14 protein-coding genes are annotated in these 19,358 nt (G+C 47.4%); 5 read left to right on the forward strand and 9 right to left on the reverse strand.

The genetic code is table 11. The features are described from left to right. Positions 1-158 precede the first annotated feature (158 nt). Positions 159-566, forward strand: coding sequence for a hypothetical protein (locus tag K4A83_RS13280; protein ID WP_265265069.1), 408 nt, complete (start codon positions 159-161; stop codon positions 564-566). A gap of 79 nt (positions 567-645) precedes the next feature. Here the strand turns inward: K4A83_RS13280 and K4A83_RS13285 are convergent, their stop codons facing one another. Together K4A83_RS13285 and K4A83_RS23230 are read right to left on the reverse strand one after the other, a co-directional pair. Then, positions 646-954 carry a HigA family addiction module antitoxin gene (locus K4A83_RS13285; protein ID WP_265265070.1) on the reverse strand — a complete coding sequence of 103 codons (309 nt, stop codon included), beginning with the start codon at positions 952-954 and terminating at the stop codon, positions 646-648. Positions 955-963: 9 nt separating this feature from the next. After that, positions 964-1,245, reverse strand: a complete 282-nt coding sequence (locus tag K4A83_RS23230) for a type II toxin-antitoxin system RelE/ParE family toxin (RefSeq protein WP_265265071.1) — start codon at positions 1,243-1,245, stop codon at positions 964-966. Positions 1,246-1,816: 571 nt separating this feature from the next. On the opposite strand from K4A83_RS23230, the gene K4A83_RS13295 reads away from it, so the two are divergent. Then, complete coding sequence (locus K4A83_RS13295; protein ID WP_265265072.1) at positions 1,817-2,137, forward strand: hypothetical protein; 321 nt, start codon at positions 1,817-1,819, stop codon at positions 2,135-2,137. A 796-nt stretch (positions 2,138-2,933) separates the two neighbouring features. Here K4A83_RS13295 and K4A83_RS13300 read toward each other — a convergent pair. The 5 genes from K4A83_RS13300 to K4A83_RS13320 all read right to left on the reverse strand — a co-directional run bounded on the left by K4A83_RS13300 (position 2,934) and on the right by K4A83_RS13320 (position 12,510). Further along, positions 2,934-6,149, reverse strand: coding sequence for an efflux RND transporter permease subunit (locus K4A83_RS13300; protein ID WP_265265073.1), 3,216 nt, complete (start codon positions 6,147-6,149; stop codon positions 2,934-2,936). Between the two features lie 234 nt (positions 6,150-6,383). Then, a complete protein-coding gene (locus K4A83_RS13305; RefSeq protein ID WP_265265074.1) occupies positions 6,384-7,985 on the reverse strand; it encodes a B12-binding domain-containing radical SAM protein in 1,602 nt (533 codons plus the stop codon). A 180-nt stretch (positions 7,986-8,165) separates the two neighbouring features. Continuing rightward, the gene (locus K4A83_RS13310) at positions 8,166-8,744 is read right to left on the reverse strand and encodes a Uma2 family endonuclease (RefSeq protein WP_265265075.1); all 579 of its coding nucleotides are present in this window, start codon (positions 8,742-8,744) and stop codon (positions 8,166-8,168) included. A gap of 58 nt (positions 8,745-8,802) precedes the next feature. Further along, on the reverse strand, positions 8,803-10,710 hold the full coding sequence (asnB, locus tag K4A83_RS13315) for an asparagine synthase (glutamine-hydrolyzing) (RefSeq protein ID WP_265265076.1): 1,908 nt from the start codon (positions 10,708-10,710) through the stop codon (positions 8,803-8,805). A gap of 318 nt (positions 10,711-11,028) precedes the next feature. Continuing rightward, complete coding sequence (locus K4A83_RS13320) at positions 11,029-12,510, reverse strand: aminotransferase-like domain-containing protein (RefSeq protein ID WP_265265077.1); 1,482 nt, start codon at positions 12,508-12,510, stop codon at positions 11,029-11,031. 188 nt (positions 12,511-12,698) lie between these two features. Between K4A83_RS13320 and K4A83_RS13325 the strand changes: the two genes are divergently transcribed. The 3 genes from K4A83_RS13325 to K4A83_RS13335 all read left to right on the forward strand — a co-directional run bounded on the left by K4A83_RS13325 (position 12,699) and on the right by K4A83_RS13335 (position 15,478). Further along, the gene (locus tag K4A83_RS13325; RefSeq protein WP_265265078.1) at positions 12,699-12,971 is read left to right on the forward strand and encodes a hypothetical protein; all 273 of its coding nucleotides are present in this window, start codon (positions 12,699-12,701) and stop codon (positions 12,969-12,971) included. A 61-nt stretch (positions 12,972-13,032) separates the two neighbouring features. Then, a complete protein-coding gene (locus K4A83_RS13330; protein ID WP_265265079.1) occupies positions 13,033-13,983 on the forward strand; it encodes an ABC transporter permease in 951 nt (316 codons plus the stop codon). Between the two features lie 547 nt (positions 13,984-14,530). Further along, the gene (locus K4A83_RS13335) at positions 14,531-15,478 is read left to right on the forward strand and encodes a mS29 family ribosomal protein (RefSeq protein ID WP_265265081.1); all 948 of its coding nucleotides are present in this window, start codon (positions 14,531-14,533) and stop codon (positions 15,476-15,478) included. A 139-nt stretch (positions 15,479-15,617) separates the two neighbouring features. Here the strand turns inward: K4A83_RS13335 and K4A83_RS13340 are convergent, their stop codons facing one another. Together K4A83_RS13340 and K4A83_RS13345 are read right to left on the reverse strand one after the other, a co-directional pair. After that, positions 15,618-16,493 carry an SDR family oxidoreductase gene (locus tag K4A83_RS13340; protein ID WP_265265082.1) on the reverse strand — a complete coding sequence of 292 codons (876 nt, stop codon included), beginning with the start codon at positions 16,491-16,493 and terminating at the stop codon, positions 15,618-15,620. 23 nt (positions 16,494-16,516) lie between these two features. Next, positions 16,517-19,099 (reverse strand): M1 family metallopeptidase, encoded by a 2,583-nt coding sequence (locus K4A83_RS13345; RefSeq protein WP_265265083.1) that lies wholly within the window; start codon positions 19,097-19,099, stop codon positions 16,517-16,519. Positions 19,100-19,358 lie beyond the last annotated feature (259 nt).

Consider the following 19,358-nt stretch of genomic DNA (forward strand, 5'->3'; position numbering starts at 1 on the left):
TGGACATGGCGTAAGACGGGGACATAACTAATGAAAGTTGGTGGTGTACGCAGATGTGAGTGAAGCAGAAACTCAAATCGTGAGGTTTGGGAATCACCGTGGCTTTAGTCCGGTGAGGAGGTCAAAAAATAGTCCCGTATTTCATTATAAAAGCCCAGATGGAACGAGGATTATTGTGGTTGCCCTTATTAGCTGCGTTTATTGGACTAGCGTGGGCCGGGTGGAATGAATACCAGAAATTGGCCGCCTATGAACGGTGGGCGGAGCAGTTTGACAAGGCCAAGTATGATATTTATGCCGTCTTGGGTTTAAAAGGCGATCGCATCACCTGGGGCAAACCCACCCGCCAAACCCCCATCAATCTCCAAACCTTCTCCCTACAAGACGTAGAACAAATCAATCTGTTAATCAATCAACAGCCCGTTCCCTGGGATAAACTAGACGGCAAAGGCTCAATTGCCCTCCAGTTCCAACTCAAGCCCAACCAAAGCATAGAAATTCCCTTTACAGATGCCCAACTAGCCGCCCAATGGGGTCAATACTTATTGAAACTCAGCCGTTCGTAGTTCCCGTTCCGTTCCGTTCGTAGTTGCGCTTCAGCAATGGTGTTGTGGTCGGTCATGGTAATTTCCTATTGCTTTACTGTTAGTCTTGCAGGGAACAAACTTCCATTTTTAATTGTTCTCCACGTGCATCTTCAGCTACATCCAGATCATAATCCATTTGCAAACCCATCCAAAACCGGGCGGACATATTGAAATAATAGGCTAAACGTAGGGCTGTATCTGCCGTAATTCTACGTTTACCGTGAATAATTTCATTAATTCGACGTGCAGGTACACGCAAGGCTAGAGCGACCTGATTTTGACTCAGATTCATTGGCTTGAGAAATTCTTCTAACAGAACTTCGCCAGGATGTACAGGGGTCAATTTATCTAATTTATCTTTTGTCATGATTCAACCTCAGTGATAGTCAACAATTTCTACATCTGTTGCATCCCCATCTTTCCACCAAAAGCAAATTCTCCATTGGTCATTAATTCGGATACTATACTGACCAATTCTACTGCCTACCAAGCGTTCTAGGCGGTTCGCAGGTGGAACACGAAGATCCTGAAGTGTTTCTGCTCGATTAAGCATTCTCAGCTTTCGTAATGCCACTTGTTGAATCTCAGATGGAAGTTTGCGTGACCGTTGTCGTTCAAATATCTTTTGAGCTTCTTTGTCTTTGAAATTTTGGATCACACCCTGATTACGCTTGACAACTCCCTGATCGTATAACGAATTGCGTTAAACGCCAAGCGTAAATTTTCTAGAACAAATTCTTTCTTTAACGTCTAAAACTCCCTTACCAAGGGGGAGGATCGGAATTTCCCCCCTTTGCAAGCTATCCATTACGCAAAAGTGTCTAGAAGTCTTCCTACACAAGGGCGCAAGCGTTGCGCCCCTACGGAGGTTGGGTTGTAGGGGCGCAAGCGTTGCGCCCTCGCAATGGGATGTTTTGAGCGAAATTGAAGAACGGTTAAGGCGAGATTGGCGTAAGGGATAGTGGGGAGGGGACAAGATTCCCGGTTCTCCCCCTGAGTAAGGGGGAGTTAGAGGGGGTGGAAAGCTTAACAATAAATCGCGATAATACTCATATTGTTTTTGGCGCAAGGTCAGTTCGGCGGAAAGCTCCACGAAGTGGCACAGCAAGCCCTAAGTAATCTGACCTAGAGAAGTTCGACTGAATGTAAAATCATGTTGAAACAACGTTAAAAATTCTTGAAAATCGTTTAAATGTGTAGGTAACACCGAAGATTATCGAGGAGTCCTTATGGATCAAGAATTAACCAAATACCGTTTAAATTGCACCTTAACATTTGGTGATATTTACGGACAAATTATTGTCTGGCTCATTGTTATTTTGATCAGTCTAGCCACTACAATTGCCCTCTGGAGTAGCTCTCGTCAAACCTATGCCTTTTTAAGCTTGGCCATTATTGTTGTCCTTTCATTACCCTTTCTCTTGTTCGCTTTTGTCACCACTCTCCTCAATCATATTGAGTTTATCCCCGTCACCGAAGAAGAGAAAACCCAAAAACTCTCCTTAAACGCGCCCCGTCCCTCCCAAAAACCCGCCCCTTCTGCCGGATAAGTTTTTTAATAGATTCGCCCCCGCGCCTTGTGCTGGGAGATGAGAGGCCAATCTAGAGCAGCCATGAGTGACCCATTAACCATTAATATCCTCTGGTCAAGGTCAGGGAGCAATTAAGAATTAATAGTCATCAATTATCAATCATCAATTAGCAATTCCCCTTACTGATTACTGTTCACTGTCCCGCGCCATCCTTTTGGTAATCTTTGATTAGGGGTTAGTTAAGTCACAAAAAACGCTAGAATGAAGTATCGGTTTTCATGAAGTTTTAGGTGGTGGATGATCTCTCATCCACCCGTTTTAATCTCTGCCTTTCCCTGAGTCCCTAGTAAGCTGCGCTTTTCACACCACAGGGGAGGTTAGAGGCCTGGTCGGTCACTCAAGCTCCGACTCCATACTTACCCTATGGCAGACTTCCGAGAAACAAAAAAACGGTAAAATAAGTTTGTCGGTTTTCACGAAGTTTTGCGGGTGGCTGAATTGCAGCCACCTGTTTTTCTGAGTTTAATTATCAGTAAATCACTATTAAAGTCACATGGCTATAGATCATTATATGAGGCATGGTCAAACAGTGATTACCGTCTGCTGAATAAGGCTCTAATCCCGGGAATGGGGGAGCAGGGGAGCAGGGGAGTCAAGAGTCGGGTGTAATGTCATTGACTAACTTTGACTCACTTTAGCCAGAAACCCGGTTGCGTTCATTGTCTAGTTTTCTCGATACACCCTAGCAAAAACCCGGTTTCTAATATCAATTATCAATTATCAATTATCAATTATCTGTTCCCTATTCCCCCAGTTAATAAGAGGTTGACCGATTCTGAGCAGAGAATAACCCATCATGGAGCAACACATAAAAACAGGGGATGATAAACAGGGTTAACAACGTGGCCACCGATAAACCCGAAAACACCACCACCCCTAACGGTTGGAGAAACTCTGAACCTTCCCCCACACCCAAGGCCAAGGGGAATAAGCCCAAAACCGTTGTAATCGTGGTCATCAGAATGGGTCGTAAACGTTGGGGGGCTGCTTTGAGAATGGCTGCATAACGACTCATGCCAAACTCGTCCCGAATTTGGTTGGCCAATTCCACCATCACAATGGCATTATTCACCACAATCCCCACCATAAGGATAATTCCCACTAAGACCATTGCACTAATGGGGGTCTGGGTGATATATAAGCCCAGAAAACCACCTGCTAAGGCGAGGGGAACCGTGAGGATAATTACAAAAGGGTCGATGAGGGAGTTATATTGAACGGCCATCACCACAAACACGAGGAACACGGCTAAACCGCCTAGTACAAATAAGGAACTTTGTAACTGACGGTTACTGGCGGCCGCAAAACTGGGCAGGATGCGCACCCCTTGGGGGAGTTCAACCTCTTGTAGGGCGTTCTCCACTTCCGCCAAACCAGCCCCTAAACTGGCTCCCTCGGTCAAGTTTCCGGCAATAATAAACACTTCCCGTTGATTTAACCGTTGAATCTGTCCGGGAGCGCGACCTTTATCTAGGGTGGCAATTTCCCGCAGTTGGATGGGTCGGTTTTGGTCGGTGAAGATGGGCAGTTGTGAGAGTTGGGCGACACTTTGGCGCGCTTCGGTGGGGAGTTGCACTCGCACATCTACGAGGCGATTTTCCCGTTGGAGTTGGGTGGGGACTGAACCGAGTAGGGCGGTTTGAATGGTGTTGCCGATGGTGGCGGTGTTCAATCCGAGGTCACTTAGGCGTTCCCAGTTGGGGTTAATTTGAACTTCCGGTTGAGAGGGGTCGGCATCGGGATTAAAGCGCACAGATTGCACTTTTTCATCAAGGAGGCTTAAAACTTGCCGTCCGGCTTGTTCTAGGGTGGCTTCGTCGCTGCCTTGGAGGATGACATCAATATCAGCGCGGGGGACGGGGGAGTTATTGAGGATAATCCCACGCACGCGACCGGGGGAGACGCGGAGGCGAATATTGACGAGATTGAGTTGATTTAGGGTGCGGGTGAGTTTCTCGGTATAGGCTTGAATGTCGGTGTTGGGTTTGACGGTAATGGTGCTAGAACTTCTGAGGATGTTGGCGTTGGTGTTGGTGCCGAATAAAAAGCCTCCGGTGGTGGTAAAGGCGTATTCGGTTTCGGGTTGTTCGAGGATAATACGGTCTACGGCCTCCATGACTTGACGATTGGTTTCTAGGGTAGTGCCAGGAGGAAATTGAGCCACAAGGGTGGCTTGTCCGGTGTTGATTTGGGGGAGGACTTCTTGGGGGATATGGTTGAGGAGCCAGAAACTACTACCGCCTAGGATGCCAAAGGCGAGGATAATGACAATCATCCGGTAGTGAATGACTTGGGCGAGTACGCGGGTGTAGTTGAAGGTGGTTGCGGCGAAGGCGTTGTTAAAGGTGCGTAGAATGATGTTGTGTTGAATGCCGCTATTGTTGGACAGTCCCAAGAGACGCGAGGCCAACATGGGGACGAGGGTTAAGGCGAGGACGAGGGAGGCGGCGACGGAAAAACTAATGGTTAGGATGAGTTCGTTGAAGAGTAGGGAGAAGAAGCCACCGATGAGCAGGAAGGGTAAGACGGCCACGAGGTTGGTGGTGGTGGAGGCTAGGAGGGCGGACTCGACTTGCTGACCTTGGTTTTCGGCGATGTTCTGCACTTCGGCGGGGGATAATCGCCCACGATGACGATATTTTTCAATGCCTGCGTCGATGTTTTCTAACATGACGATGGAGTTATCTACCACGATACCTACGCCGAGGGCAAGGCCGCCTAAACTAAAGACGTTGATGGATAGGCCGAAGAGTTTCATTAAAATCACGGCGGTGAGGGTGGCGAGGGGGATGGCGGTGATAATGATGAAGGTTTGACGGAGGGAACCGAGGAAGAAGAAGACGGCGAGGGAGGCGAGGAGGGTTCCGGTGACTCCGGCGCTGACGACGTTGGCGATCGCATTTTTAATAAAAATCGACTCATCCAAGGTGGGAATCAGCGTCATATCGGAGGGAATGATTCCCCCGTCCTTTAATTCTTCAATGCGTTGTTTAACCCCTTCTACCACCGTCACGGTGTTGGCATCAGGTTGTTTCTGGACACTCACTTTAACCGCAGGTCGTCCATTAAGGGTGACAAAAACCCGTTGTTCTTCGCTACTATCGAGAACATCAGCCACATCCCGCAGTCTAATCCGCCGTCGGCCGAGGATTTCATCACTTCCCCCCACTTCTAGGGTTAAGTCTCGCAGTTCATCGACGGTGCGGAAACGGCCAATGGTGCGGGTGAGGGGTTCCCCGGCTTCGCCTTCCAGTCGTCCCCCAGCTACATCTTGATTGCGATCGCGTAAACTATTGAGAACATCCTGCAACGTCACACCCAAAGCCTGCAACCGTCGCAAGTCCAACTGAACCCGCACCTCTTCCTGTACCCCCCCAGAAACATCCGTCACAGCCACCCCCGGCACGATGCCCAATTCCCGGGCGAGTTCCTCCTGAGCAAACACCCGCAACGTCCGGCTGTCCATCGTTGCCGACTCTAGGGCAACCTCATAAACCGGGAGTTGGGAGGGGTCAAATTTAAATAAACGGGGTTCTTCGATAACATCCGGCAAACGACCACGAGAACGGTTCAGGGTTGCGGTAGCATCATTTAACGCCTGATCAACATCCTCCCCCGGAGGAAAGAAAAGATTAATACTGATTTGCCCTTCCCGCGTTTGAGAATAAACCTCTACCACACCTTCTGTCGCGCTCAAAGCCTCTTCCAAGGGTTTTGTCACCTCTTCCACCGCCACGTTAGGCGACACCCCCGGCGCAGCCACTCGCAAACCAATACGCGGGTAAGTAATCGCAGGCAGTAAATCCACTTGCAGATTTAAGATGAAAAAGATGCCCACCACAACCGCCGCTACCGTTAACATGAGGGTGCCAATATGACGGCGAATGGCGAGGGAACTAATGGAAAACTTCGGTTGGGGGTCGCTAGGAGGGCTTACAGCAATAAACTTTGAGCGGGACTCATCTAGCATGGTACAGATTTTAGAAACAGCAATATTTCCCCATAGTAGTGGGTGAGGCTGATTTTAACCACTTTGAGCGGCTTTAGCGGCGAAACGGGAATCGGGAATACTTAGGGCTTGCTGAATAACTCTACTCGTGGGGCTAGGGAATAGGGAATAGATAATTGATAATTGATAATTGATAATTGATAATTGATAATTGCTCCCCTGCTCCCCCGCTCTCGACTCCCGAAGCCCAATCCCCTAAGAAACCGTCACCCCTCCAGATACCGTTTCCTGCGGTTTAACCTGTTCTTGCCGCTCCTTTTGTGCTAAAAATACCGTCAATTGTTCCTCAATTTGTGCCTTAACAATATGGCGATAATCTGCAAAATGTTCAATGTAAGCACAAACATTTAAATAACTCATTACCCCACCGGGATTACAGCGCATAATGTCAAACAAATAGGGCCAGAACTTCCAGCGTGTTTTGCGCACCACCCCTTGATTCCACAATAGCGTTAATAGACCTTTAACCGCCTGTAAACGAATCTTTTTGGGTTCCCGTTGCTTTTTCGGAAAATTTACCGTCGCCAGAATGCGATAACAGCGATGAGTCCGCTCTAAAAACATTTCTGGATCATACAACTGCCAAAACGTATCAATATATTCCTGGGTAATTTCTTCAATAGGGCGCGTCGGAACAAAATTCATCAACGTGCTTTGATTTAAATCAGCCGATGCTCCTAATAAACGCCCCTCTTTTTGCAAACGAAACCATAAAGCTGTATCCGGCAGTGCTTGCAACATACTATAAATAGCTACCGGAATTCCATTATCTTGGACAAACTCAACAATTCGTTGTCCAGCCCCCGGTTTTTCCCCATCAAACCCAATAATAAAGCCCGCCATAATCCGCAAGCCAGAACTGGTAATTTTATACACTGATTCACTCAGAGGACTGCGGGTATTTTGAAACTTCTTCGTCACCGCTAAACTATCTTCATCTGGCGTTTCAATCCCCAAGAACACAGAGCCAAAATTACAGGCTACCATCATATCCATTAACTCTTGATCTTGAGCTAAATCTACCGACGCTTCTGTATTAAAGGTGAAAGGATAGCGATGTTCTTCCATCCAAGGTTGTAAAGCTTTTAACAACAACTTCACATTGCGTTTATTGCCAATAAAATTGTCATCAACCACAAACACCGTATCTCGCCAACCTAAATCATATAAATACTGTAATTCTGCCAGTAGTTGTTCCGGGTTTTTCGTGCGCGGTTTCCGACCATATAACACAATAATATCGCAGAATTCACACTGGAAGGGACAGCCCCGAGAGAACTGTACCGACATCACCGCATAGGCATTCATGTCCAATAAATCATAGCGGGGAATAGGTGTGCCAGTCACATCAGGTTTTTCTCCATTGGAGCGAAAAACGCCCGATGTTTCCCCACGTTCCACTGCTTCAATGAATAAGGGGATCGTAATTTCTCCTTCATCAAGGATTAAAAAATCAATACCTGCTCCCTGACAATCTTGAGGAATCGAGGTAGGGTATGGCCCCCCTGCGGCTACTAATTTTCCTCGTCGTTTGGCTTCGCGAATTTGGTCTAATAAGTCTTGTTTTTGGACAATCATTCCCGACAGCATGATCAAATCTGCCCACTCCCACTCATCTTCCCGGATGTCGCGCACATTACGATCTACTAATTTGAGTTCCCAATGTTGAGGCAGGAGTGCGGCAACGGTAATCAATCCCAAAGGGGGTAAAAATGTTTTGCGTCCAATCAGTTGGATGGTACGCTCAAAAGACCAGAAACTTTTCGGAAAAATGGGATAAACGAGTAAAACTTTCATATTATGAGCCAGAAACGAGGTTAAAAACGAAGACGGTTGTGAATAATGGATACTCCTTTATAGCACTAATTTCAGATTTTGCCATATATTCTTAATAAATCGGCAGTTTACTGTTGAGTGGAGGGTGAGGGGGAGTGATCTAGTCAACCTGACGGCCTAGTGTGGATTTGAATAGTCTTCTCAAAAATTTGGTACTTCTAAACTAAATCCGGGTAAAATATTTTCCCCGGATAAAGTTGTTGGTAATGAGACAATTTCTACGGCCTGATTTTGACGATAGATTTCTATTCGTTGATTTTGAGGGTCAACTAACCAACCCAATCTTAACCCACTATGAAGATATTCCTGCATTTTCTCCTGCAATTGAGTTAATGAATCGGTACGCGATCTTAATTCAATGACAAAATCCGGGCAGATTTTGGCAAATCCTTCTTGTTCTTCTTGACTTAATTTGTCCCATCTTTCGTTAGATATCCAAGCGACATCCGGGGAACGGTTGCCCCCATTTGGTAAAGTAAAGATAGTAGAAGAACTAAAAACTTTGCCTAGGTTTGTTTGACGATTCCATAACCAAATAAAGCCATTAAATTCTGATTCTCTGTTGCCACTAATTGCTCCCACGGGAGGCATAATGATTAATTCTCCTTTGGCCGTTTTTTCAAGTTGCCAGTTTTCATTGATTTGGCACAGTTGATAAAATTGCTCATCACTTAGGTTGACGGTTTTAATATTTAAGATAATGGGTTTTGCTGTCATCATTTTTTGAATTTCCTTATCGTTTATCAACTCTCAAAAATGCCATAGGATACCGCATCTTTTAGAGTTTGTTTTCGGAATTACCCCAGTGTTCATACCACAGTTCAAACACCAGTAATGTCCATAACAACTTACGGTGATCTTGTTTACCTTGTAGGTGTTCCCGCAATAGTTTCTGAACATAACTCACGTTAAAAAAGCCCTCTGCTTGTAAGCGAGTGGGGGAAAGCATTTCTTCGAGTAAGGGGCGTAAATCACTGGTAAACCATTTAGCAACGGGCATATTAAAGCCTTTTTTACCCCGGCGTAAAACTTGGGGGGGTAAGTGATTCTTCATGGTTTGTTTTAAAATGTATTTAGTGGTTAAGCCGTGCAGTTTCATACTGTGGGGAATTTGGGCGACATATTCGACGAGGGTGTGATTCAGTAAGGGAACTCTCACTTCTAAGGAGTTAGCCATACTGGCTCGATCTACTTTAGGCAATATATCCCCTTCGAGGTACATTTTTAGGTCACAATATAAGAGTTGATTAACAGCTTCTTGGGCTTGGGAGTTATGTTGATGTTGAAAGGCAATGTGATAGGTGTCTTTTTCAGATAGTTGTGTCCAAGGTTGCAAAAGTTTCTGTTTTTGTTCGAGGTTAAATGAACCAAGCCATTGATGATGGCGCATGATGATCGGGATGCCACGCCCGGCGATAAAACGGCGTAGTTTGAAGTCTAAACTAAGGTTATCGAAGGAAACGGGTAAGTGATCTACAAGCCAAGGAATGAATTGATGGCGAATAAAGCCGGGGAGTAATGCCTCGTAATATTCCACTAAACGATGAGCTTGTAGTGTAGAATATCCGGCAAAAAGTTCGTCGCCGCCATCACCTCCGAGGGCAACTTTAACATGATGGCGGGTAAATTGGGAGAGGAGAAAGGTGGGGATAAAGGAGGAGTCACCGAGGGGTTCATCTAAGAATTTTGCCATTTGCGGCACAAGGTCTAAGGTGAGTTTAGGGGTGAGGGTTAATTCGTAATGTTCGGTTTTTAAATGATGGGCAACTTGACGGGCGTAGTTTGATTCATCAAAGGAGGGATCATCAAAGCGAATGGAAAAACTTTTAACATGATCGGGGGCAATTTCGGTCATGAGGGCGGCAACAGTGCTAGAGTCTAATCCCCCACTTAGGAGGACTCCGACGGGAACATCACTGACCATTTCTTTTTCTACGGCATTGCGTAAAACGCCTAATAGTTCCCGTTGATAGTCTTTGGCTGGTTTGGGTTTAATTTTTTCGCTGCGGGATAAGTTCACGTCCCAATATTGCCAGATTTTCAGTTGACCGTCATAGAAGGAGAGGGCATGACCGGGGGGGAGTTTGGCGATGTTTTGGAAGATGCTGCGGGGGGTGGGGATGTATTCAAAGCTGAGGTATTCGTTGAGGGCGACGAGATCAATATTGCGGGGGATGCCGGGGTAGGTGAGGATGGTTTTGAGTTCGGAGCCGAAGATGAGGGCGTTGTCTTGGAGGGTGTAGTATAGGGGTTTGATGCCCATGCGATCGCGTCCTATTAACAAGCGCTGTTTCCGACTATCCCACAAGGCAAAGGCAAACATCCCGTTGAGATATTCTAGAAATTCATCGCCGAATTCTTCATAGGCATGAACCAGAACTTCTGTATCGGTGGCGGTGTAGAATTTATGACCGAGACGAGTGAGGGAGCGAGTCAATTCGGGATAGTTGTAGAGTTCCCCGTTAAAGACCACACAGATGGTTTTGTCTTCGTTGTAGATGGGTTGTTGTCCTCCAGCTAGGTCGATAATGGAGAGACGACGAGAACCTAGACCGATGTTATTCTGGATATAGTAGCCTTCTTGATCTGGGCCTCGATGGGTGATGGCTGTTGTCATCCGGTTAATTAATCCCGGATCAACTGGGCGATCGCGTTCTCCATACACCACACCACAAATTCCGCACATAGTCTAACCCTCAAATCATCGATTGTGTCTCTACTGCATCGGACATCCTCCCGACTAGGAATTATGGCTTATCCGTTGGTTTAGGCAGGTTTGGTTTATTAGGCGATCGCCTTTTTTGAATTTCTCTCTTTGTCCACCACCAAGACCCGACAGAAGATATGATACTAGCAAAGAATGCCACTAAAAAAATCAAAGCCTCGTCCGCCCTATCCCCCACCTCTTGGGCGGGTTTTAACGCTAAACTTTAACCCGTAACCTAGAAACCGGGTTACGTTGATTGATTCCTTTTCCCTCCAAATTGTGCCAAAAACTCGTTTCTCAAGAAGAGGACTCATGAGTTTGGGCCAAAAACTGCCGGGCAAGTTGCTGTTTCGCCAACAATCCTAACGTCTGGATGGCGTGGTCTAATTCCGATGACCAAAGCAACCCAGAATTTAAACGTAAACAGTTGCGATAACTCTCCGAGGGGGAAAAAATAATCCCCGGTGCAATGCTAATCTGTCGCTCTAAAGCCTCCCGATATAAAATCATACTGTCAAAATGGGGGGGCAGTTCTAACCAAAGCACATGACCCCCTTGAGGGCGAGAAACGCGGGTTTCTGGGGGAAAATACTCGCAAATGGCCTGAGTCATGCGAGCCATTTGGGTTTGATAGGCTCGGCGTAGGTGGCGTAAATGCCGATCATAGCCGCCATTGGCCAGAAAAGCGGCTACGGTGAGTTGAGGTGCGATCGCCGTTGTCACATTCACCGCAATTTTCAACAGTTCCACCTGGCCTTGATAACGTCCAGGCACCAACCACCCCACCCGTAAACCCGGCGAGAGAATCTTACTCACCGAAGCACAGTATAAAACTAACCCCTCCGTATCAAACGCCTTAATCGCCTTCGGACGAGCCGCCTCAAAGTAAATTTCACCATAAACATCATCTTCAATCAGAGGAATTTGATAATGATTTAATAGTGCCACCAGTTGTTTTTTCTTCTGGTCACTCATACAATGCCCCGAAGGGTTGCTAAAATTCGACACCAACGCACAAGCCGCCACTTTCCCCTGCGCCAGTGCCGTTTCTAGATACTCCAACGAAATCCCATCCACAGGATGAGTCGGAATTTCCAAGGCCTTGAGATGAAGCGCCGCCAAAGTTTCCAGCAAACCATAATAACAAGGGGACTCAATGGCCACCGTATCCCCCGGTTGGGTCACCACCCGTAACCCTAAATAAACCGCCTCCGTCGTGCCGTTAGTCGAGAGAATCTGATCCGGTACCACCGAACAACCTGCATCCATCAACCGTCTGGCCACCTCATGGCGCAAAGCCTCACAACCGGGCGGAACACCATAGCCATGAACTTTTTGGGGTTCAGCGCGCATAACCTGCCCCATCAGGCGGTTTAAGGCTTGACTGGGGAATAAATCCGGGGAGGATATAGCCGCCCCCAATTGGATAATTTCCGGGTGCTGCATGGCCGCCCGCACCTGAAAGGCGACCGACGTATCAACAGCATAGGCGCGAGGGGGTGGGGTGGAGATTTGGGGGAGCGCTGGAGGGACAGGTAAAATATGTTTGACATAGTATCCCGACTGGGGCCGGGCAGTAATTAACCCTTCATCTTCTAACAAACGATAGGCCTCTAAAACCGTCGAAATACTGACCGAGAACTGTTGCCGGAGTTTGCGCACTGAAGGCAGGCGATCGCCCGGTTGTAACGTTCCCTCCCCAATCAAAGCCCGTAACCGTTCCGCCACTTGTTCATAGAGATTCTGCTCTTTCGTTTTCTCTAGCCATTGCACTTTCATCTCTAACCTCTCACTGGCCCTCACTTCAGGGATTTTAGTAGCAAACAATACAGTTCTCCTCAAAAATAACCAGAACAGTGCTTAAAAAGTAAACTGTTATGATTACAATTCATCATAACTGCTGCTGTTCGATTGCTCAAGAAATACAGATAATCAAACATAGATGATTGATTCGAGAGGTTCAGCCCATGAAAACCCAGCCTTCCTTTCTTCCCCTGTCCTCCAGCAGCGTTCCCTTTCAGCCCACTGCAACCCCATCCCGTCAGGGGCAAAAACTCGCCCAAGACCTGCTTCATCGACTGTTGCAGTGGCTGGTCGGCGACAATGAACCCAGAATTAGGCTAGAGCGGGACAATTCCGAACAAATCTACTATCAAGTGTATGACCCCGTAACCCGAGAACGCCAGCGTTATCTGACCGAGCCGGAAGTCCGAATTTGGCTAGAAAAACGGTATTATTAAGGCTTGCGCCCCTTCCCCTGCGTATAATAGGGGCGTTCTTAGCAGAAAAAACCAGTAGCTCATGACCCAAGCGTTAGGATGGTGGGGAGTTCCTTTGGCGATCGCAGCCGGAACCCTCCGAGGCAGCATCCCCTTTCTCTTCGTCAGTTTAGGCGAATGTTTAACCGAAAAAAGCGGCAAAATTAACCTCGGTTTAGAAGGAGTCCTCCTCACAGGAGCCATGAGCGCCTACGCCGTCTCCTACCTCACCCAAGAGCAACTCGGTAGTTTTTTCGCCCCTTGGTGCGGCGTTCTCGTCGCCGCCCTCGCAGGCATGGCACTCGGCATCATTCAAGGGTGGCTCTGTCAACAGCCCCGCGTCAACGATGTTGCCGTAGGCATCGCCATGATCATCTTCGGCAGTGGTATCGCCTTCTTCTTCGGCAAACCCTTCATTCAACCCGTTGCCCCCCGTCTAATCGCCTTTGAATGGGGCAACTGGAGCAACCTCCCCCAAGTGCAAGCCGCCCTCAAAGTCAGCCCCCTCTTCCTCCTCGGAGCCCTCCTCGCCCCCCTCATGCAGTGGTTCTTCACCGCCACCCGTTGGGGCCTTCTCATCCGTGCCGTCGGCGATAGCCCCCAAGCCGCCCGAGCAATGGGAATTTCCGTCTTTAAAGTCCGAATGCTCAGTATTATGGCCGGCAGTGCTTTAGCCGGAATTGGCGGCGCTTCCCTCTCCCTCTACTATCCCGGCTCTTGGAACGAACTCATTTCCAGTGGACAAGGCCTCATGGCCGTCGCCCTGGTCATTTTTGCCCACTGGAACCCCATCCAATGCTTCTACGCCTCCCTCCTCTTTGGCGGTTCTCAGTCCCTCGGCCCAGCCCTCCAATCCGTCGGCATAGACTCCTACTATTACCTCTTCAACGCCGCCCCCTATATCCTCACCCTCCTGATTATGATCCTCACCTGTTCCCCTAAAACAACCATTCCCGGCACACCGGGCGCATTAGGCAAAGACAACACCCCTTAACGTGACAGACTCCCGACACCGAACGCTTAGGCGTTACAGCGCGGGCTTCTCCCCCGGGTTGCCCCAGATCCGCGTGATACTCAATCAGGTCGAGAAAATTGATCACGAATCTAGGAAATTCACGCTATCCTGAGTAACATAATTGATCCGCATAGTCCCGTGTCCAGATCAACGCCTCATTAGGGCAAAGCATCCACCGATTTTTCTCTCGTGTTATAAAATACACTGGAATCGTCCGGAAAACTCTGTTGTCCATCCGATGAGAGAAAGAGATTCTAAGCTGTTCAGAGTAAAATACAATGAACTTGTCTCCCCAGCATCTACAAGCAGATTTGGGATTGCATCAGTCCAGCACAAGACTAGACATTTGACCCACAGGGTTACAATGTTCTTCAATTGAGCAACCATCAAGATTAAGATGATGTCACCATCCCATCTTGCTGTTTCCTCGGTTCTGGAAACAAGGGATTCTAGAATACTCGCCCAGAGCAGACATTCAGGAATCGTCAAGTAGTCGTAATGTGGTTAACGCAGGGAACGTAACACAATGACAGGACGCAGGATATTAATTTTTGTGTTATTGGTCGTCTTGGCTATGGTAGCCGTCGTACTAATTCATGGGTCAGGCTCCCCCGCCGGACCGATGTTAATTAGTATCTTACTGGTGGCCGTGTTCCCCATCATCTCCGTTGCCGCCACAACCCGCGTGTGGTGGGACTTGATTGATAACTTTCGGGATGATGCCAACCTTCGCCATCCAGCTGTTCGGTTTTATCTCTATGGTCGCGGAGGAAGCGGGAAAACAACCTTGATTAAAAGTTGGTTAGGGGGAGAAGTTCGACCCGAACAAGCCACTAAATATTTTGCCTATTACACCGCCGAAAAATATTTAGACCTCGAAACTAAACGGCGTTGTCGGGTAGTCATTTCTGATTATCAAGGTCAATCTCCCTCTCAAAACACCCTCAATGCGTCTCCTAAAGTGATTGGCCCCCCCGGACAGCGTGTGGTCAATGGGGTCTATTTCATTGTGGATATTGCCCCTCGGATTGAAAAAAATGGTCGTCCTTTAGATACCTACGAATTAATTGAGTGGTTATCAGTCGATACAGAAATGAAAATCCGTAAGCGGGTTGAACAACACTTAGAGTATATTGTCCCGGCTATTTTAGAAATTGTTTTTTCCACGGTTTATAGTCATCATTTGATTAGCACAACTTTGGTCATTAATAAAATTGATTTACTGGAAAAAGTTGTAGCAATGGGCTGTATTCCGGGGGTGAGTTTAGCCAGTGTAGATGAATATGCCCGCAATTTATTCAGACGGATTGAATATAATATCCGGGAGGCCTGTGATAAGGTGACAAGTCCCGACCATAATATTGAATTTTCCGTGGTTTTAGTTAGTGCTTCTAATGGGACTGGGGTATCTCGCATCTTTAACGATACGATTAAGCGCTACTCTGATATGAACATAAAAATTGAAGTAAAATAGTTGGGATTTGCTCCCTTATATAGCATTTCCCAATCATTGATCAACTCTCGGAGAAGTTTCTTATAATACTTCAAGCTCCTTGTAACCCTTGTATACTGTTCCCTGTTCCCTTGTGGATTATAAAACTCAAATGGAAACCCTATATCAACCCTCGGAGTTCTGTTAAGGCAGTACGCAGCGAGGGAGGATTATAACCCAAACGAAAGGCCTTAGAACTATCTAACGATAAGTCAGCCGGACGAGGTGCAGCCATTTTAACTTCTTTTTGAGAACAGCCCATTAAACCCGTACTAGGTAAGTCTAAAACCTCTACCATTAAGCAGCCGAATTCATAACGAGACAGTCTTTCTTTACCGCCTAGGTGAATTATCCCAGAAATATATTCTAAGGCAAGTAATAAGCCTTCTGTCGCGGTTTTTGCACTCACAGGCATTCGGAATTCATCGGTAAATAATTTTAATTCCTGTTCGGCGCGGAGAGTTTGAATAAAAGGTTGAATAAAACTCTGGGCTGTGGGGGCGGCGACTCCAAACATGAGGGGAAGACGACAGACGGCGGTTTTGGGATAACGGGCTAACATTCCTTGTTCCGCTTCGGCTTTTTGTTCTCCATAAATACTCAGAGGACAAACCGGGGAGGTTTCGCTGTAGGGGGGGTTAAAACCATCAAAGACTAAATCAGTGGAGGTGAAGACACAGGGAATGTCAGCCTCGGCACATAATTCCGCGAGGTGGAGGGAAGCTGTCACATTGATTTGATAGGAGGCTTCGGGGTGAGTTTGACAGTCGTTCGGTTTAGAGGCGGCGGCGGTGTGAATAACAGCATCGGGTTTGATTTCTCGGATCAGAGTTGTTAAGGCTGAGGTTTGGGTGAGGTCAATTTTGCAGAGGTTAACGCCAGGTAGGGTGAGGGGGTGGGAGGAGTAGGTTGCGTAAACATCCCATTCCCCTTGAACGAATCGGCACAGATTCCACCCCAGAAAGCCACTGGCTCCAGTCACGAAGAGTTTTTTCATGGTTTTAAGTTCACTAAGGTTCCTTAACTTTTGGCCTCCAACTTGGCTAAACGACTTTTTAACTCTTGGTTTTCCTGCTTAATTTTTTCTAACTCGTCTCGTAATTCCTTGAGGGCTTTATCGGAACCCAGTTTTTTCTGGACTTTACCCACGGCTTCCTCAGCCATGCGTCGCACTCGGCCATCGGGGGTGTGGTCGGCGAGCGCTTGGAGAATGGCGATCGCATCGGGGGTTTGCATTTGCCCTAATGCCCCACTGACGGCTACTTGGGTCAAAAAGAATGTTTCGTGGGAAAGGGCTTCGAGTTGCTCTAAAATCATTTCCACCTGCTCAGGACTCTGCCCCGTGGAAACGGCCCCTAATGCCCGAATAGCCGCTAAACGCAGGGCTTGAGGGACACCTAACGCGGTGTATTCCGCAATCATATTAGCAGCCCCAGGAACGGTTTTCATTGAGCTTAACCCCCCAATGGCTCCGGCCCGGAGGACTTCATTCCAGCCGGCCCGTTCACTTAAAATCTGGCGGTAGAAGGCGAGAACCTCCCCTTGTTTGTCTTTCAGTCGTCCTGTCACCATGCCCCCCAAAGCCCGAATGGCGGCGGCTTCGGTGTAGTAACTGGCATCTCCGGCCGCGGCGACCCGATAGATGGCCTCGTAACTGTCGGGGGTTTTAAATTTGCTCAAACCTTCCACCACGGCACGACGGACGCGGGGATTGTTGTCTTGTAATCCGGCAATTAGCGCGGCGACGGATTGATCTAACTTCACTTTCGCCAGTTGTTTGGCCACTTCCACCCGCACGCCCCAGAAGGGATCTTGAATCAGGGCTTTCCCCAAGGCCTTCACGGCTTCTAGCCCGCCTTTTTTCTCTAGGGCGATCGCCGCCTCAATGCGAGAGATGGGATCGGGATCATATTTGAGTTGGGCTTTCAACTCGGCGACGGGGTACTCTAACTTAACGGTTTTTAGGAAATAATTCCCCACATCAAAGCTGAAAAACTTGGGCTTTTCAGCTAAGGGAAAATAAAAGCTTTGTTCCGGTTGATTGAGGCGCAACATTAAGGTTTGTTGGCTCACTTGTTTGGCTTCATTCACATAGCCAAAGGCCACGGGAATGGTCAGATCAAATAGTTGGCTATTGCTCCCAGTTGAATCACTTTTAGCTTGAGTTTGTTTGACTGTAATTTTGGCTAAATTGGCTTCATTATCCCAACTATAGGACACTTTAAAATCCGGGTGTCCTCCTCGGAATACATATTGGTCGAATAAATAGGCTAAATTGCGCCCGGTACTTTGTTCAATTGCCCGTAACAAATCAACGGTTTCGACAGTTTTATGGGCATTGGTTTGAATAAAGTTGTGAATGGCTTTATCAAACAATTCATCGCCCAAAATGCCGCGAATCATATGATAAACACAAGCCCCTTTTTCATAGAGATGCCGATCATATAACTCGATGGCTTCTCGATAAATATTGGTGACAATGGGGCGACGATAGCGAGAACGATCTTCACTTAAATAACTGCGGGCTTCATTGAGTAAATAATAGGCCCCGTCGTCTTTACCATACTCCTGTTCGGTCCATTGAACCTCAGAATAGGAAGCCGCCCCTTCTTTAATCCAAGCGTGGGACCAGTGCTTAATCACGACTAAATCCCCAAACCATTGATGGGCTAATTCATGGACGACTAAACTTTCTGTGCGTTCATTATCTAGGGCGGCTCGTTCATCGAGTAAACAGCGATCGGTTAAGAGGGTGGTGGAGGTGTTTTCCATGCCCCCAAAAATGAAATCATCAACGCAAACTTGAGCATATTTCGGGTAGGCGTAACGATAGCCGTATTTTTCACTTAAAAAGGCCATCATGCGGGGGGTTTTGCCCATGCTGCGCTGTCCATCTTCTTCTCGCCCTTTTTCGACATAATAGGTGACGGGGATGCCGTCCCATTCGTCGGTTAGTTCGGCAAAATTCCCGACGGCTAGGGTCATTAAATAGGTGGGGTGAACTTGTTTTTGATACCAGTGATAAATAATATAAGGATCGGCTTCTTCTGTGGCGATTAATTCCCCGTTAGAAATGGCTTTGAAGGGTTTGGGGACTTGAACGCGAATTTCTGAGGTGGCCAGTTGTCCGGGGTAGTCAAAACAGGGAAACCAAAAGCGGGAATCTTCATCTTCGCCTTGAGTCCAGACTTGAATGGGTTTGTTGGGATAATGTTGGTCTGGGGCGATAAAATAAAGGCCGCGCTGGGGTTGTTCGACGTGGTAGGCGATCGCAATTTTAAAGGCTTCCTCGGTGGTGGGTTGCAATAACTCAATTTCTAGCTGTTCCCCATCATAGTCAAAGGGTTGCGCTACTTCCCCGATAGTGACAGACTCAATGTTTAAATTCACCGCGTCTAGGGTGAGGTGTTTAATTCCGCGATGAATGGGTTTTAGGGTAATGGTACAAGTGCCTTTAAAGCGTTGTTGGGCAAGGTCTAACTGGAGGTCTAAGGCAATATGTTCAACTTGTCCGGGACGATCAGGATTGTAGTGGGGTTTAGCACCGGGAAGTTCAAAGGACTTGTGTTGAGCTTCTTCTGTATCAAAGTGAAAATAGCGCATTCTTAGGCTGTAGGAAAAATGAATAGGAGTTGAGGACGAAAAAGCACAGACTGAGGCAACCCACAGCACAGGCTTGTGTTCTGTCCGTTAATTTAACATATCCCAGTTAGGCATTGAACGTCTCACTAGGATGAGATCAGAAACACCCCAAGATTGGCAATTCCTTCTCAATGAGTGAAAATTTAGGGTCAATTCCTGGCGACTTTACCTATTTGTGTCAAGATAGAGTAATGGACACTCTTTCGCATGGAGTAAATTG

It is taken from the genome of Spirulina subsalsa FACHB-351, assembly GCF_026130165.1.
GTDB classification, from domain to species: domain Bacteria; phylum Cyanobacteriota; class Cyanobacteriia; order Cyanobacteriales; family Spirulinaceae; genus Spirulina_A; species Spirulina_A subsalsa_A.

Coding starts and splice junctions, on each gene's coding strand:
- K4A83_RS13280 (WP_265265069.1), top strand. CDS start 159: ATGGAACGAGGATTATTGTGGTTGCCCTTATTAGCTGCGTTTATTGGA.
- K4A83_RS13285 (WP_265265070.1), bottom strand. CDS start 954: ATGACAAAAGATAAATTAGATAAATTGACCCCTGTACATCCTGGCGAA.
- K4A83_RS13295 (WP_265265072.1), top strand. CDS start 1,817: ATGGATCAAGAATTAACCAAATACCGTTTAAATTGCACCTTAACATTT.
- K4A83_RS13300 (WP_265265073.1), bottom strand. CDS start 6,149: ATGCTAGATGAGTCCCGCTCAAAGTTTATTGCTGTAAGCCCTCCTAGC.
- K4A83_RS13305 (WP_265265074.1), bottom strand. CDS start 7,985: ATGAAAGTTTTACTCGTTTATCCCATTTTTCCGAAAAGTTTCTGGTCT.
- K4A83_RS13310 (WP_265265075.1), bottom strand. CDS start 8,744: ATGATGACAGCAAAACCCATTATCTTAAATATTAAAACCGTCAACCTA.
- asnB (WP_265265076.1), bottom strand. CDS start 10,710: ATGTGCGGAATTTGTGGTGTGGTGTATGGAGAACGCGATCGCCCAGTT.
- K4A83_RS13320 (WP_265265077.1), bottom strand. CDS start 12,510: ATGAAAGTGCAATGGCTAGAGAAAACGAAAGAGCAGAATCTCTATGAA.
- K4A83_RS13325 (WP_265265078.1), top strand. CDS start 12,699: ATGAAAACCCAGCCTTCCTTTCTTCCCCTGTCCTCCAGCAGCGTTCCC.
- K4A83_RS13330 (WP_265265079.1), top strand. CDS start 13,033: ATGACCCAAGCGTTAGGATGGTGGGGAGTTCCTTTGGCGATCGCAGCC.
- K4A83_RS13335 (WP_265265081.1), top strand. CDS start 14,531: ATGACAGGACGCAGGATATTAATTTTTGTGTTATTGGTCGTCTTGGCT.
- K4A83_RS13340 (WP_265265082.1), bottom strand. CDS start 16,493: ATGAAAAAACTCTTCGTGACTGGAGCCAGTGGCTTTCTGGGGTGGAAT.
- K4A83_RS13345 (WP_265265083.1), bottom strand. CDS start 19,099: ATGCGCTATTTTCACTTTGATACAGAAGAAGCTCAACACAAGTCCTTT.